The organism is Sellimonas sp. (assembly GCF_047234585.1).
Taxonomy (GTDB): Bacteria; Bacillota; Clostridia; order Lachnospirales; family Lachnospiraceae; genus Sellimonas; species Sellimonas caecigallum.
In genome coordinates, this window is the sequence record NZ_JBKSWG010000014.1 from 18,756 (window position 1) to 34,809 (window position 16,054).

General features: G+C 45.2%; 13 protein-coding genes. 12 read left to right on the forward strand and 1 reads right to left on the reverse strand.

The genetic code is table 11. From position 1 onward, the window contains the following. The first annotated feature begins 3 nt into the window (after window positions 1-3). The 9 genes from ACLROL_RS07270 (at window position 4) to ACLROL_RS07310 (ending at window position 10,183) form a co-directional block, all read left to right on the forward strand. Window positions 4-1,083, forward strand: coding sequence for a glycosyltransferase (locus ACLROL_RS07270; protein ID WP_158095380.1), 1,080 nt, complete (start codon window positions 4-6; stop codon window positions 1,081-1,083). Then, window positions 1,080-3,002 (forward strand): glycosyltransferase family 2 protein, encoded by a 1,923-nt coding sequence (locus ACLROL_RS07275; RefSeq protein ID WP_087200185.1) that lies wholly within the window; start codon window positions 1,080-1,082, stop codon window positions 3,000-3,002. The genes ACLROL_RS07270 and ACLROL_RS07275 overlap by 4 nt, the downstream gene beginning before the upstream one ends. Window position 3,003: 1 nt before the next feature. Continuing rightward, window positions 3,004-4,824 (forward strand): hypothetical protein, encoded by a 1,821-nt coding sequence (locus ACLROL_RS07280; protein WP_413067588.1) that lies wholly within the window; start codon window positions 3,004-3,006, stop codon window positions 4,822-4,824. 173 nt (window positions 4,825-4,997) lie between these two features. Continuing rightward, on the forward strand, window positions 4,998-5,792 hold the full coding sequence (locus tag ACLROL_RS07285) for a sigma-E processing peptidase SpoIIGA (RefSeq protein ID WP_413067589.1): 795 nt from the start codon (window positions 4,998-5,000) through the stop codon (window positions 5,790-5,792). Window positions 5,793-5,797: 5 nt separating this feature from the next. Further along, complete coding sequence (gene sigE, locus ACLROL_RS07290) at window positions 5,798-6,532, forward strand: RNA polymerase sporulation sigma factor SigE (protein ID WP_405121552.1); 735 nt, start codon at window positions 5,798-5,800, stop codon at window positions 6,530-6,532. 81 nt (window positions 6,533-6,613) lie between these two features. Beyond that, a complete protein-coding gene (locus ACLROL_RS07295; protein WP_413067590.1) occupies window positions 6,614-8,227 on the forward strand; it encodes an MBL fold metallo-hydrolase RNA specificity domain-containing protein in 1,614 nt (537 codons plus the stop codon). 120 nt (window positions 8,228-8,347) lie between these two features. Then, window positions 8,348-9,124, forward strand: a complete 777-nt coding sequence (gene sigG, locus ACLROL_RS07300; RefSeq protein WP_087200195.1) for an RNA polymerase sporulation sigma factor SigG — start codon at window positions 8,348-8,350, stop codon at window positions 9,122-9,124. A 118-nt stretch (window positions 9,125-9,242) separates the two neighbouring features. Next, window positions 9,243-9,908, forward strand: coding sequence for an HAD family hydrolase (locus ACLROL_RS07305; protein ID WP_413067591.1), 666 nt, complete (start codon window positions 9,243-9,245; stop codon window positions 9,906-9,908). A gap of 11 nt (window positions 9,909-9,919) precedes the next feature. Further along, window positions 9,920-10,183 (forward strand): glyoxalase, encoded by a 264-nt coding sequence (locus ACLROL_RS07310; protein WP_087200197.1) that lies wholly within the window; start codon window positions 9,920-9,922, stop codon window positions 10,181-10,183. Window positions 10,184-10,217: 34 nt separating this feature from the next. On the opposite strand, the gene ACLROL_RS07315 is transcribed toward ACLROL_RS07310, so the two are convergent. Continuing rightward, a complete protein-coding gene (locus ACLROL_RS07315) occupies window positions 10,218-10,649 on the reverse strand; it encodes a hypothetical protein (protein ID WP_087200199.1) in 432 nt (143 codons plus the stop codon). Window positions 10,650-10,829: 180 nt separating this feature from the next. On the opposite strand from ACLROL_RS07315, the gene pth reads away from it, so the two are divergent. From pth to ACLROL_RS07330, 3 genes are read left to right on the forward strand one after another with little or no spacing between them, the layout of a single operon-like run. Further along, complete coding sequence (gene pth / locus ACLROL_RS07320; RefSeq protein ID WP_087200201.1) at window positions 10,830-11,399, forward strand: aminoacyl-tRNA hydrolase; 570 nt, start codon at window positions 10,830-10,832, stop codon at window positions 11,397-11,399. Window positions 11,400-11,415: 16 nt separating this feature from the next. Continuing rightward, window positions 11,416-14,769 carry a transcription-repair coupling factor gene (mfd, locus tag ACLROL_RS07325; protein ID WP_413067592.1) on the forward strand — a complete coding sequence of 1,118 codons (3,354 nt, stop codon included), beginning with the start codon at window positions 11,416-11,418 and terminating at the stop codon, window positions 14,767-14,769. Window positions 14,770-14,822: 53 nt separating this feature from the next. Further along, a complete protein-coding gene (locus tag ACLROL_RS07330; RefSeq protein WP_287449622.1) occupies window positions 14,823-15,932 on the forward strand; it encodes a peptidyl-prolyl cis-trans isomerase in 1,110 nt (369 codons plus the stop codon). The last annotated feature ends 122 nt before the right edge of the window (window positions 15,933-16,054 follow it).

Here is a 16,054-nt window from a genome sequence, read left to right on the forward strand (position 1 = left end):
AAAATGGAAGGAATTTATATCATCATACCGGCTCTGGAACCGGAGGAGAGACTGTGCAGTTACGTTTCTGAGCTTTGCAGGAAAATACAGGGACATATCATTGTAGTGGATGACGGATCAGGAGACAGGTATCAGCCGATTTTTGACAGGATTCGGGCAAAGCAAAAATGTACGGTACTAACTCACAGCGAAAACAAGGGAAAAGGAAGAGCGCTGAAGACAGCCTTTGGTTACGTAAAAGAAAAAGGCGGTAAGGGGAGCAGAATCCTCTGTGTGGACAGTGACGGTCAACATGCAGCTGTGGATGTGTTCCGGATACTGGGAAAAATGTGTGACGAGCCGAAGGGAGTTATCCTTGGAGAGAGGGATTTTTCGCGTGGAGGAATTCCCTTTCGTTCCTGGATTGGAAACCGGGTGATCTCTCTTATGTTCTGGCTGGAAAGCGGTAAGTGGCTGCGGGATACACAGACTGGGCTGCGCGCCTTTGATGGAGAGTATCTGGATGTCATGCTGGAAGTGCCAGGTGAGCGGTTTGAATATGAGATGCAGGCACTGCTGACCTGTATCCGGGAGAAGATACCGATAAGGACAGAGAGAATCTGTACCATTTATGAGAACGGAAATGCAGGTTCCCATTTCCGTCCTATACGGGACAGTGTCCGTGTAGTAAAGGTATTGTGTCCTACGCTGTTTCGTTTTATCTTCTCTTCCATATTTTGTACCTTTCTGGATCTTTTATTGTTCTGTGTCAGTTTGCAGATATTGAAGAGGACATCCCTTGCGGTAGTTTTACAGATTACGGTTGCTACATATGTTGCAAGGGCCGGATCTGCAATGTCCAACTACATCTTAAACAGGATTGGAGTTTTTGGATGTAAAGACGAGGGGGCTTCTTTTCTGCGATATTTGTTGCTTTGCTTGTTTTTGGGAGCTGGTTCTGCGGCATTTGTGTCTGCAGTAACTACATTTTTCTCGGTAAATCCGGTTTGCGGGAAAATACTATGCGACACGATCCTTTTTTTCCTGTCCTATCGGATGCAGAAAAGCTGGGTATTTCAGAAAGGAACGAGGGGAAATAGATGAAGAAGGAGACCAAAAGAAAGCTCTTGTTTTTATGCACTATGGTATTTTCCGCCAATTATTTAATCTGGAGGTTTTTCTGTACGATTCCGTGGTCGGAGGGAAAGGTACAGGTGGCGGCAGGTATCCTTCTTGCAGCAGCAGAAGCTGTCACGATCCTTGGTATGTTTGAGTTGATGGTCAGCAAGATGGGGACGGAGGGGAGTGAACTGTGCCTACCGTCTTTACCGTACACAGAATATCCAGATGTGGATGTGCTGATCGCTACACATAATGAGCCGGCGCGTCTCCTGTACAAGACCGTCAACGCATGTACTTTCCTGGAATATCCGGATAAGAAGAAAGTCCACATTTACATCTGCGATGACGGAAACAGAGCCGAGATACGCAAGCTTGCCGAAAGTATGGGAGTCGGTTATCTGGGACTTTCGGACAATCGGCACGCAAAGTCCGGAAATTACAATCATGCCCTCTCAAAGACGGGCTCTCCTCTTGTTGCAACGTTCGATGCGGACATGATACCACGCAGGAAATTTCTTCTGAAGACAGTGCCTTATTTTTTCATTCCGGATAAAAAAATCGGACTTATTCAGACTCCTCAAAGTTTTTATAATCAGGATCTGTTTCAGTTCAATCTGTTTTCAGAGAAAGATATACCAAATGAACAGGACTTTTTTTCCAGAGAGATCAATATTATGAGAAATGCTTCCAACTCAGCCGCCTACACAGGAAGCAATACTGTGATTTCACGGGAAGCATTGCAAGAAATCGGCGGCTTTCCATATGGGACCATTACGGAGGATTTCGAGACAAGTCTGCGTATGCAAAAAGCCGGCTATATCACGTACGCCACATCCGAGGCGCTGGCTTCCGGACTTTCCACAACCACGGTAGAAAGCATGATTGCCCAGAGGAGACGCTGGGCCAGGGGAGTGATTCAAAGTATACGAAATACCAATGCGGTGTTCACGACAAAACTTTCTTTGGCAGGGAGGCTTTCCTATTTGAACGCATATCTGTACTGGTGGTCATTTTTTAACCGGATGGTATTCATCATGGCTCCCATCATGTTTGCCCTATTTGATATAAAGCTTGTGGAATGTGGATTCCTGGAATTATTATGTTTCTGGCTCCCATATTACCTGACTTACAATATGTCCGTAAGATATTTAAGCACCAATATAAGAAATATGCGTTGGAGTCAGGTTATTGATACGATTTTGGCCCCTTATCTGATTGTTCCGGTATTTCTCGAATCTATAGGCATCCGGCAGCAGAAATTTAGAGTTACGGAAAAGAGAAAAACAAGTGGGAGGACGACATCGGCTGCTTATATCATTCCTCACGGGATACTGATCGTTCTTACGCTGGCGGCCATTTTCCGATATGTGCACGGAAAATATGGTATGGCACTTGTATACAGCAGCGTTATTTTATTTTGGCTCTTCCACAATATGATTACCCTTGTCTATGCGGCATTTTTTATGCTTGGGAGGGATTCGAAAAGAAAATACGAACGGATCCGGGCAGAAGAAGAGGTCCGCATTGAAATACGGGGAGATGTATTGTACGGAAAAAGCGAAGATGTCTCAGAAGAAGGAATCGCGTTTCGCATGGAAAAGATGCGAAAAATAGCCTCTGGAGAACGATTCCGGATCCGTGTGAGGACAGAATTTTATGAGACGTCTCTGTCGGCCAGGCTGGTATACCAAAAAGAAACGGAAGGGGAATATCTGTATGCGGCGATGGTGGAGCCGGAAGAAGAAAAAAGCAGGAAAAACTGGATGCAGATCATTCATGACAGAGAACATTCCTTGCCAAAAGAGATCGATCCGTGGATGACTGTCTACGATGAAATAAGCCGAAATATCCGGATGCGGATGAAAGACTGGAAAAAAAATCAGGAGAAGGGGGTGCGATAAAATGGAATGGATAAAAGGAGCGGGATTTCTGTTATCATTTTTAGGGTATTTGTATATCGGACTTCAAAAACAGAAGAAAGAGACGTTCTTTGTTCCCATATCGGTTATTGCGGCTCTGGGACTTGTCTTGTATGCGGGAGCGCTTTTAGGGTTCCTTAAAACAACGGCCTCGATTTTGTATGTGGGAGGTTTGGGATGCTTTGGATGGCAGATGATACACGGAAAGGTCTGTCTGCCAAAATGGAATACATTTGGGGTTTGTTTTTTTGCCGGAACGATCGTTTTCGGAAGTTTGATCCTGAGCATGAGGCTTCTCCACTATGACAATTTTTCCCACTGGGCTTTGATAGTAAAATATTTGCTCTCTGTAGATGCGCTGCCGGAGGCAGACAGCGTACTTGTCTCCTTTCGCGATTATCCGCCTGGATGTTCACTTTTTATTTACTATGTGTGCCGCTTTCTCGGCCGCTCTCAGTCAGTCATGCTTCTTGCACAGAACAGCATTCTCTTTTCGTGTTTTCTGGCAGTATTCGGAATTGTCAGGGAAAAGAGGAGATTTCTTTGTTATTCTTTTCTTGGGATGGGGTGCTGCATGCTGTCGTATCTGAACCTGACAATACGGATCAACAATCTTTTGGTTGATTTCCTCCTTCCGCTTCTTTCCATGGCAGCGATGGCGGCTGTCTGGCGTTTTGGCGAACAATGTATGAGAGCGTCCGTGACTGTGGGGCTGATTCTTGGATTTACAGTCATCGTGAAAGATACAGGAATTCTGTTTGCTTTGGTTCCGCTTCTTTTTTATCTGTCTGTTTATTGGAAAAAGGAAAAACGAAGTGTAAAAACGGTCACTGCTTCCAGTCTTACAGCCGCTTTTTCCTTGCTCCCTTTTTTTTTGTGGCAGCTGCATGTGAATGAGCGTTTGGCCGGGGTAAACCGGAAGTTTGGCGCTTCTTTTGGGCAGCAGACGACAGGTGCAGTTCCGAAAAAGCTTTATGGACAGGTCATCCAAGAGTTTGTGGAAGAGGCGTTTGACTTGTCAGACCGGGCGTTTCAGGTGTTCGTATTATGTAATCTGGCCGCTGCTATAGCTATTATCCTTGTGAAGACTTTGCTGAAAAAGAAATGGAAACTTGGGAAAGTATTGATTTTTGCAGATATTCTGGTCCTGATATACTATTTGGGAATTTTATGGCTGTATCTGTATGACATGCCGGAGAAAGAAGCACTCAGACTGGCGGGATTTGAGCGATACGCCTGCAGTATCATGACCCTTTTTGCAGGGATTCTCCTCCTGTGTGCAGAACAGGATCTGGAGAACTCGTTTTCAGTGGGAATCGATGAAAGGGGCCCTTACCGGGCGTTTTTTTCCCCGGAGACGAAGCGATATTATCAATATGGTGTGCTTGCAACTCTTCTGATAGGAATCAATTTTTTGTATTCGGAATGGAATGGGCTTGTGTTTATCAGAGAGTCTTACACAACTTCTCTTCCTGGGATAATGGAATCTGTCACAGGAGACAGATGGTATGAGGGCAGTCAGGGAGATACGGGAACATATCTGATAGCTGCTTCAGATGAGAGCGGAAAGGTATCGGACTGGAGTGTACAGTATGTGGGAAGATATTTCCTCTATTCGGATAACGTGGATGTGACGGAACAGATTGATTCGGGGAATATTGAACAGATCGTGGACGCTTACGACTGTATCATAGTTCTGGATAGAGAGACGGTACAGCTTGGACGCAAGGATCCCGGATATGAGATTTTACAAGAACCTGGGATGTATCCGACGAAATCGATCGCGTCAGACTTCATGCCTTGAAAAAGCAAAAATACAGCAGACAAATCCGGAATGCAGAGAGTATTTCGGATTTTTTTGTCGAAAGAAAAATCATTTCTCTGTCAGCTTCTGACAAATTTTCAAAATCACATTTTTTATAATATGGGTTGTTCGCACAGAATCGATTTGGCAGCGAAAGGAAAAGAGGGTAAGACGTGTATTACGAAGTGTACATCGATCTGTTGTTCCTGATCAATTTTATGATGGACTATCTCCTTCTTCTTGCAGTCAGGAAGATAGCAGTCTTTGACTCGCCACGCGTACGGATTTTACCGGGGGCGCTTGTGGGAGCCTTTCTGACTTGCCTTACGGTGGCGGTCCCGCTCCCTGCTGTTGTAAAGATGGTCTGCTTTCATCTGCTTATAAACAGCGCTATGATTCTGACAGGGCTCCGCATCCGTTCCCTTCGACAATTTGTGCGTGTGTACCTGATGCTTTATGCAGGTGGATTTTTGCTTGGAGGAATTTTTGGATTTTTCCGGCAATATATTCGTACAGGAAGTCTCTTCTTTCTCTTTGCAGTCATCAGTTATGAGCTGCTTGGAATCATCTGGAAGCTTATGAGGCATATGCAGAGAATGGGGACATATACATGCAGGATCCAGCTTCGGATAGGAGACAAAATGACAGAGATTACAGGACTTTTTGATACGGGAAACAACCTGGAAGATCCCCAGACAGGTAATCCTGTCTGTGTGGTTGAGAAAGAAGCGGTCAAGGATCTGCTGACAGAAAAGGGAGAACGGCCGGTCCGGTATATATGTTGTCGGTCTATAGGGGACGAAAAGGGGCTTCTCCCTCTGGTAAAGTTTGATTCTCTACATATTTCAGGAGAAGAAGACCGAACGATAGAGGACGTATGGATCGGAATTTCCGACACGAAGATCTCAGCGAATGGAATTTACAAAATGATTTTAAATCCAGATATTTTAGTAGGAGGGGTAAAATAATGATAATGAATCTTGCAATTGCATATCCGTTTCGGCAGAAAATACTGCCTGCGGTCCGGACATGGCTTTTTCCGGAAAAACTGGATATTCACTACATAGGAGGTTCAGACATCCTTCCGGCTCCGCTGGAACTGGAAGAAGAGACGAAAGCCATTGAAAAGCTTGGATCCGAGCAGAACGAGTATGCAAGAAAACAGCTGATCGAGCATAATCTCCGGCTAGTCGTATACATCGCCAAGAAATTTGACAATACAGGGGTAGGAGTGGAAGATCTTATTTCCATAGGGACGATCGGTCTGATCAAAGCCATCAATACATTCAATCCGGAGAAAAATATCAAGCTTGCCACGTATGCATCCCGGTGTATTGAAAATGAGATTTTGATGTATCTCAGACGAAACAGCAAGACGAAGCTGGAAGTGTCAATCGATGAGCCGTTGAATGTAGACTGGGACGGAAATGAGCTTCTTTTATCCGATATCCTTGGAACAGAAGAGGATACAATATATAAAGATATGGAGACAGAGGCGGAGAAGACGATGCTCATAAGAGCCGTGGGGCGGCTGTCGAAGAGGGAGAGGATGATCGTGAAGATGCGTTTTGGACTTGGCAGAGCAGACGGAGAAGAGATGACGCAAAAAGAAGTGGCCGATGTACTTGGGATATCACAGTCTTATATTTCCAGACTGGAAAAAAAGATCATGGTAAGATTGAAAAAAGAAATTGCAAAATTCGAATAAAATTTCAGAAAAATAAGGAAAATCAATCCGAAAAGTGGTACAATATCTACAAATACCAATGACAGGAAGTGGGGCGATTTTATGAAACTGAAGTTTATCGGCGCGGCACATGAGGTGACAGGAAGCTGCCATGTTCTGGAAGCATGCGGCAGGAATATTCTGGTAGACTGCGGAATGGAGCAGGGACCTGATCTTTATGAAAATCAGGAACTTCCGGTATCCGCGTCTGAGGTTGATTTTGTCCTTTTGACTCATGCACATATCGATCATTCCGGCAACCTCCCTCTGCTTGTAAAAAAAGGATTCAAAGGGGAGATTGTAACTACGTTTGCCACAGCAGATCTCTGCAGCATCATGCTCCGTGACAGTGCTCATATACAGGAGTTTGAAGCAGAATGGAGAAACAGAAAGGCAAGGAGGAGCGGGGCGCCGCTTTATGAGCCTGTTTACACTATGCAGGATGCTGTCGATACGATGGAATTGTTCGCTCCCTGTGACTATGGACAGAGAATTACGCTGTGCCAAGGTGTGGATGTAAGATTCAATGATGTGGGACATCTTCTTGGATCGGCAAGCATAGAGGTATGGATTACGGAAGAAGGAGAGACAAGAAAAATCGTATTTTCCGGAGATGTGGGAAATATCAATCAACCAATCATCAAAGATCCGTCCAATGTATCGGAAGCAGATTATGTTGTGATCGAATCCACTTACGGCAACCGGATCCACGGAGAAGGGATACCGGATTACATAGGAGAGTTCACAAAGATCGTGAGGGAGACATTTGCCGTAGGAGGCAATGTTGTGATTCCGTCGTTTGCTGTGGGACGTACCCAGGAAATACTGTATTTTCTCCGGGAGATCAAGGAGAAAGGACTGATACCGGAAAATCCGGATTTTGAAGTATATGTGGACAGTCCGCTTGCCATCGAGGCGACGAACGTATTTAACAAAAATATGTACGGGTGCTTTGATGAGGAGGCGCTGGCACTTGTGAAGCAAGGGATTAATCCACTGCGCTTTCCAGGTCTTAAGCTTGCAACTTCGACGGAGGAATCTAAGCAGATTAATTTTGACGACCGCCCGAAGATCATCATTTCGGCATCCGGAATGTGTGAGGCGGGCAGGATCCGACATCATCTGAAGCATAATCTCTGGAGAAACGAATGCACCATCCTCTTCGTTGGATATCAGGCCGCAGGGACACTTGGCCGCAAGCTGATCGAAGGAGCCGAGTGTGTCAAACTTTTCGGAGAAAACGTGGAAGTGAATGCAAGAATCTGTTCTCTGAAAGGGATCAGCGGACATGCGGACAAGAACGGACTTTTAAACTGGCTGTCCGCCTTCGAGACGCCAATTCGTCACGTATTTGTCGTTCACGGCGAAGATCAAGTTACAGATGAATTTGCAAAAACGATCACAGAGACATTAGGGTACCCTGCTTTTGCGCCTTATTCCGGAGGCTGTGTGGATCTTTTGAAGGATGAAGTTATAAGCGAAGGAATCCGGATACCGAAGAAAGCAGCTGAGAAGCCGGCAAGGATCCGGGCAAACATGGTATTTAACCGTGTTGTGGCAGCAGCCAAACGTCTGATGGAAGTGGTCATGAAAAACGAAGGCCTTGCCAACAAAGATTTGGCAAAATTGGAAAGTCAGATCTTAAACCTGGCCGACAAGTGGGACAGAAACGACTAGAGAAAGAAGAATTGTCAAGGGTAAAAACTTTTTTTATTTTTTCGAAAATCGAATAAGAGACCGTGCGTATGTACATCATTCTAAGTAGAACGGCAGTATGCCGATGCAGGAGGATGTACAATGGTGCCAAACAAGGTAGAAATATGCGGGGTCAATACATCAAAGCTCCCGCTTCTGAAAGAAGAGGATAAAGAGGCGTTGTTTGCCAGGATCAAAGCGGGAGATGAGCAGGCGAAAGAAGAATATATCAAAGGCAACCTGAGACTTGTGCTTAGTGTGATCAAACGTTTTTCGGGAAGCAATGAAAATCCGGATGATCTATTTCAGATCGGATGTATTGGCCTTATCAAGGCTGTCAACAATTTCAATACGGAACTGGACGTAAAGTTTTCTACTTATGCGGTTCCGATGATCATCGGCGAGATTCGGCGCTACATGAGGGACAACAATTCCATCCGGGTAAGCCGCTCTTTGAGAGATACGGCCTACAAGGCCATATACGCAAAGGAAAACTATGTGAAGAAAAATTTGAAAGAGCCAACGGTTCAGGAAATCGCGGAGGAAATCGGAATCTCCAAAGAAGATATCGTTTTTGCATTGGATGCCATTCAGGCTCCGGTAAGTCTGAATGAGCCGGTCTATAACGACAGCGGAGACGCACTTTATGTCATGGATCAGATCAGTGACAAGAAGAACAAAGAGGAGAGATGGGTGGAAGACCTGTCTTTGGAAGCCGCGATGGAGCACTTGAATGAGCGGGAAAAATACATCATCCGGCTTCGGTTTTTTGAAGGTAAGACGCAGATGGAGGTGGCAAAAGAAGTTCATATTTCCCAGGCGCAGGTAAGTCGTCTGGAAAAAAATGCCCTGAAAACGATGAAGCAGTATCTTGTGTAAAAAGGAAGAGGAGACAGAGTATAAGAATACTGTCTCTTCTTTTTTTGTTGAAATTTTTCTTGTGTTATATTATGCTTTATGTGTACAGAAAATCCAAAACAGGAATGAGGCGACAGAGATGATTAAGACTTGTATATTTGATCTGGATGGAACGCTGACGGACACACTGGAGTCCATTACCTATTCGGTCAATCTGACTTTGAAAGAGATGAAGTTACCTGCCATTACGATGGAACAATGCCGTATGTTTGTAGGCAACGGTGCAAGAGTACTGATGGAAAATGCGATGAAGGCGTGTGGGGATACCGATCTTTTGCGGATTGAAGAGGCAATGCAAATATACGGGAGAGTGTTTTCTGAAAACTGCACTTACCGCGTAAGGCCATACGACGGAATAACGGAGACTTTAATGAAGCTCAAAGAAGAAGGAGTCCATCTGGCGGTACTGTCCAATAAGCCGGACGGACAGGCGGTGGATGTCGTACATACCTTTTTTGGCAGAGAGTTGTTTGATTACGTACAGGGACAAAGAGAAGGGATACCAAGGAAGCCGGATCCGGCAGGAGTTTTTCTGATCATGGACAGAACAGGATCAAAAGCATCGGAATGCCTTTATATCGGGGATTCCGATGTGGACATGCATACGGGCAAAAATGCCGGAATGAAAACGATTGGTGTAAGCTGGGGCTTTCGTTCCAGAGATGTACTGACAGGAGCGGGGGCGGATGTGATCATAGACCGTCCGCAGGAACTTCTCTCGTTTACAGAAGAAAAAAAGGAATAGGAGGGATTTGCATGTACGAGTACAGCGAAGAATGTCTGCAGACGTTTTTAAAAAAGCAATCTCAGCTTTTTGATGAGCCGGTGGCAGAGACACAGGAAGAAGCAGAAGCATTTTTGGAAGACTGTATGGCGGTTGTTCTGGATTCACTGGAAGAAGTAAAAGAATATCTGGAAGAGTCCGGAGCCGATGTGGATGGAATGACACTGGATGAGATCGAGGATGCATCGGAAGTATTTTCACTGCCTGGCGGACAGTACCTGGTAGTAGAAGGGTAGTATGACAAAGTAAAGAAAGCAAAAAAAGCCGGGATCACTTCTCCTCGGCTTTTTTTAATGCATCGTTTATGGCATCTGTGATGAGTTTGGAAGTATAAGAATCTTCCGAACTGGATGTGATATTGTCGGTGGACTGGTTCTTTACTACCTGATCTGCGACGTCCTCCATGGCAGGCTGGATCAGAGGGTACATGGTTGTTACCGTCTCATCAAGATTGGAAAATCGTACGGAGTTGATGTGATGCTTATCTACCGAGACTTCCACCTGGAGTGGTGTGTTGTTCAATGTAATGCTGGATGTATAGATGCCTGGCATATACTCTTTGGAAGAAGATTTCTCCTTGGAATCATCGGGGAGAAACATGAAAAGCAGGATGAGTATGAGCAGGATGCCAAGCAGCGCAAACACTGCGGTGTAGATTATTTCTTTCATGTGAAGTACAACGATCTTTGTTTTGGAACTCATGGGATAGATTGCCTCCTTTGGTAAAATGATTTCCGCTTGTTTGGATTTCCCTTTTTATACTATATGATGGGAAAAGGATCCTCATGCAAAAATGTACATAAATACGTAGGGAAACGCCGTTGCCAAAGAGATGGTTTTGGTTTACAATAGAAAGACAGCAAAAAAGGAGAGATGAGAAAGATGTTTATAATTGTAGGGTTGGGGAATCCATCCTCCCGCTATGAAGGCACGAGACATAACATTGGGTTCGATGTCATAGACAGGATTTCGGAGGAATACCATATACCAGTTGACACAAGAAAACACCGGGCGCTGATCGGAAAAGGTGTGATAGACGGGACGAAAGTCATCCTGGCAAAACCTCAGACATTCATGAATCTGAGCGGGGAAAGCGTGCGGGAACTTGTGGATTACTATAAGATCGATGAGGAGAACGAACTGATCGTGGTCTACGATGATATCAGCCTGGATGTGGGAAAAATCCGCATTCGCAAAAAAGGGAGTGCCGGCGGACACAACGGCATCAAAAATATTATTGCGCATTTGGGACATGATGTATTTATGAGAGTGAAGGTCGGCGTGGGAGAAAAACCAAAAGGGTATGATCTTGCAGACTATGTGCTTGGACATTTCTCAAAAGAAGAAAGGGAAGCCATGGATGAAGCCTGCGAAAATGCGGTTCAGGCAGTAAGCATGGCAGGCCGCGGCGAAGTGGACGAGGCCATGAATAGGTTTAACCGAAAAGGATAAGGAAGGAGAACGTTCGATGAAAGCTTTTACGGAACCTCTTCTGGAACTGGCAGAATTTGAGACCATTCAGAAAACAAAAAAGCAAAAAGCGGGATTGATGCAGATTGCGGGCTGTACAGGTTCCCAGAAGACGCATCTTGCTTACGCCCTGGCTGAGGATGGAACACGCAGCCTCTATGTTCTTTCCAATGAAGAACGTGCAAAAGAGGTGTACGAGGAATATCGCTTTCTGGATCCGGATGTGTACTTTTATCCAGCCAGAGATTTTTTGTTTTATCAGGCAGACATCAGAGGTATTTTTCTGACAAAGCAGCGCATGGAAGTAATGCGCGCACTTCTTGAAGAAGAACGCGCTACAGTCATCACCACCATTGACGCTTTGATGGATGCCGTCGACTCTCTGGAGGCTATCCGGGCAAAGGTGTTTTGCATGGAAGTAGGACAGACTATGGATTTCGAAAAGCTGAAAGAGACGATGGTCTCCATGGGGTACCGCAGAGAGGAACAGATTGAAGGGCCAGGGCAGTTTGCGGTTCGAGGCGGAATTTTGGATTTCTTTCCGCTTACAGAGGATCTGCCTGTCCGGATTGAATTTTGGGATGATGAGATCGATTCCATCCGTTCCTTCGACACGGATACGCAGCGATCTGTAGAAAATATGGAGAGAATCACTGTCTTCCCGGCTGGAGAAATGTCAGATGATAAGGATAAAGTATCGTTTTTGTCTTGTTTTGAAAGGGAAGAAACTCTTATTTTTCTGGATGAACCTCTCCGCCTCTCAGAGCGTGGAAGTGAAGTGGAGGAAGAAGTGCGCCAGGCGGAGGAAAACCGGAAAAATGCAGAACAGACAAAGGCTCAAAGTAAGAGAGAACCAATCTGTATCTTCCGGATAAAGGATGTCATACAGGAGCTGAATCTTTTCCCGTCCATCGGATTTACAGCCCTTGAAGTAAAAATAAAAGAATTTCAGATGCGTGCGGCATATAGTATCCAGGCGAAAAATGTCAATCCGTATAACAGTAGTTTTGAGGTGCTCACGAAGGACCTTGCGAGGCTGAAACGCAGCGGATACCGGGTCATTTTGCTTTCCGGATCGCGTACGAGAGCCAGACGTCTGGCAGAAGATTTGAGAGATTATGGACTCAACAGTTTCTACGATGAAAATCTGGATCGGCTCGTGAAACCAGGAGAGATCATGGTCTCTTACGGACATGTGACGACCGGATATGAGTACCCGCTTCTGAAATTCAGTGTGATATCGGACACGGATATTTTCGGAAAAATCCGGAAAAAAAAGAGGCATAAAGTATATGAAGGGGAAAAGATCCACAGTTTTACAGAATTAAAGCCCGGAGATTACGTCGTACATGAGAATCATGGTATCGGCGTATACCAGGGGATAGAGAAAGTGGAAGTGGATCGTGTTGAGAAAGACTATATGAAGATCTCATACGCGGGAGGCGGGAATCTCTACATTCCGGCAACACAGATGGATCTGATCCAGAAGTATGCAAGTGCGGATGCAAAAAAGCCGAAGCTCAACCGTCTTGGAGGACAGGACTGGGGACGGACAAAGACGAGAGTAAAAAAGGCGGTTCAGGAGATCGCAAAAGATCTCGTGAAGCTGTACGCAGCGCGGCAGCAGAAAGAAGGGTATTCTTATGAGCCGGATACCGTCTGGCAGAAGGAATTTGAGGAAATGTTCCCGTTTGAGGAGACAGATGATCAGATTCTTGCTATCGAAGCAACAAAAAAGGATATGGAAAGCCATAAGATCATGGATCGTCTGATCTGTGGGGATGTGGGATTCGGAAAGACGGAGGTGGCTATAAGGGCTGCCTTCAAAGCGGTGCAGGAGAATAAGCAGGTGGCTTTTCTTGTGCCGACTACGATTTTGGCCCAGCAGCACTACAATACACTCATCCAGAGGATGAAAGACTTTCCTGTCAGAGTAGACCTTCTGTGTAGGTTCCGTACGCCTTCTCAGCAAAAGAAAACCCTCTCGGATCTGGAGAAAGGGCAGGTGGACATTCTTGTCGGGACACACCGGATCCTAAGTCAGGATGTCCGTTTTAAAGACCTGGGACTTTTGATCATTGACGAGGAACAGAGATTTGGAGTCCAACATAAAGAAAAGATCAAAAAACTGCGGGAAAATGTGGATGTTCTGACACTCACAGCCACACCGATCCCAAGGACACTCCACATGAGTCTCATCGGAATCCGTGATATGAGTGTCTTGGAGGAAGCTCCTATGGACAGAATGCCGATTCAGACGTATGTCATGGAGTATCAGGATGAGATGGTGCGGGAAGCTATCACAAGAGAATTGTCGCGACAGGGACAAGTGTATTATGTGTACAATAAAGTCAAAGATATTGCCGAGATCGCCGCAAAGATCCAGAACCTTGTGCCGGAGGCGAGTGTGGCGTATGCCCACGGACAGATGAAAGAACATCAGCTGGAGCGGATCATGTACGATTTCATCAACGGAGATATCGATGTTCTTGTGTCTACCACAATTATTGAGACCGGGCTTGACATCTCTAACGCAAACACAATGATCATTCACGATTCCGACAAGCTGGGGCTTGCCCAGCTTTATCAGCTGCGGGGAAGAGTCGGACGATCCAACCGGATGGCCTACGCCTTTCTTCTGTACCGGAGAGACCAGCTTTTGAGAGAGGTGGCGGAGAAGCGTCTCGCAGCAATCCGGGAATTCACGGATCTCGGATCCGGGTTCAAGATCGCCATGAGGGATCTGGAGATCCGGGGAGCGGGGAATCTTCTTGGAGAAGCACAGCATGGGCATATGGAGGCCGTTGGGTATGACTTGTACTGTAAGATGCTGAACGCGGCAGTCAAGAGCATGAAAAACGGGGAAGAGGAGGACGAGATCGAAAGCTACACTACCACGATTGATCTGAATGTCGATGCTTTCATTCCGGCATCCTATGTGCCGAATGAATATCAGAAGCTGGATATCTACAAGCGGATCGCCGCCATCGAGACAGACGAGGAGATGGACGATATGATGGAAGAACTCATCGACAGGTTCGGAGATATCCCGAAAAAAGTCCAGAAGCTGATTCTGATCGCGAGGCTTAAAGCACTTGCACACTCTGTCTATGTCACGTCAGTGGAACAAAAAGGCAATGTGCTGAAACTTGTCATGTACGAAAAAGCAAAGGTAAAGGTAGAAGAGATACCGAAACTCCTGGAAAGAAGAAAAGGAGAGCTTGTGTTTAAGACGGATTTGGCACCTTATTTTCTCTATGAAAAGAAAAATAAGAACAGAAAAGAAAAAGATCCGGATATTCTGGAAGTCGTGAAAAATCTGTTAAATGATATAAAAACATTGATTGTATAGAGGAAAAAAGATATAATAAGAAGGCTAAATATACGAAGGAGGCTTTTGGAATTATGAAAAAGCGTTTTGCAGCACTTCTGCTTGCGGGTACTCTCGCGATGAGTACACTTGCCGGATGTGGAGGGCTTGAAGATAGTGATGTTATGGCTACGGTAGGAAAAGAAGAGATCACAGGAAATGTGGCGAATTTTTTTGCAAGATACCAGCAAGCCATGTACGAGGCCACCTATTCATCCATGCTTGGCGATAATATGTGGGAAACACAGATTGAGGCGGGAAAGAGCTACGAAGAAACTACAAAGAAAAATATCATGCAGTCTCTGGAAGAGCTCTATCTCATCGATCAGCATAAAGAAGACTACAATGTAAGCCTTACGGATGAGGAGAAGAAGAAAATTTCTGATGCGGCCGATGCTTTTGTGAAAGGCAACAGCGAAGAGGCAAGGGAAATGATCTCAGGAGACAAAGAGACGATCGAAAAGATTTTGACACTTTTGACAGTCCAGAATAAAATGCAGCCGGAAATGATCAAAGATGTGGATCAGAACGTATCTGACGAGGAGGCGGCACAAAAAAAGATGCAGTATGTCTATTTCCCTTATTCCGAGGATGCATCTGCAGAAGACTCTTCTGAAGAAGGCGAGACAGACACCGATACTAAGGATGAGGCAAAGACAAAAGCCGATACTTTCTTAAAAGCAGTCAAAGAAGGAAAAGATTTCAGCAAGGCTGCCGAAGAACAGGGAGCCAATGCTTCGGAACTCACATTTGATTCTTCCTCACAGTCTCTGGACGAAAAGGTTATAAAAGCGGCAGATGCGCTGAAGGCTGGAGAAATGACAGATGTTATCGAAACAGATACCGGATTTTATGTGGTAAGATTGATTTCCGACTTTGATCGGGAAGCAACGGACAGCAAGAAACAGCAGATCATTGATCAGAGAGAGCAGGACAGATACGACGAACTTCTGAAAGAATGGAAAGAAGACACAGAGATCAAAGAATACGAGAAAGAATGGAAAAAGATCGATTTTGTGAAACAGGGAGTGAACGTAAAGGCCGCTGAGACGACGGAAGATACGTCTGAGAACACAGAGGAAACTACGGAAGAAAACACGGAAGATACAACGCAGGAAAACTCTGAGAACACAGATGCAGAATAAAGATCAAGTCTATGGATATAAAGGGTATCGATGGATAGAGAAGTATCCCAAAGTTTGTGTAAACCTTCAAACTGATGTAAGATAACGTATCAGTTTGGAGGTTTATTTTATGGAAAGATTAA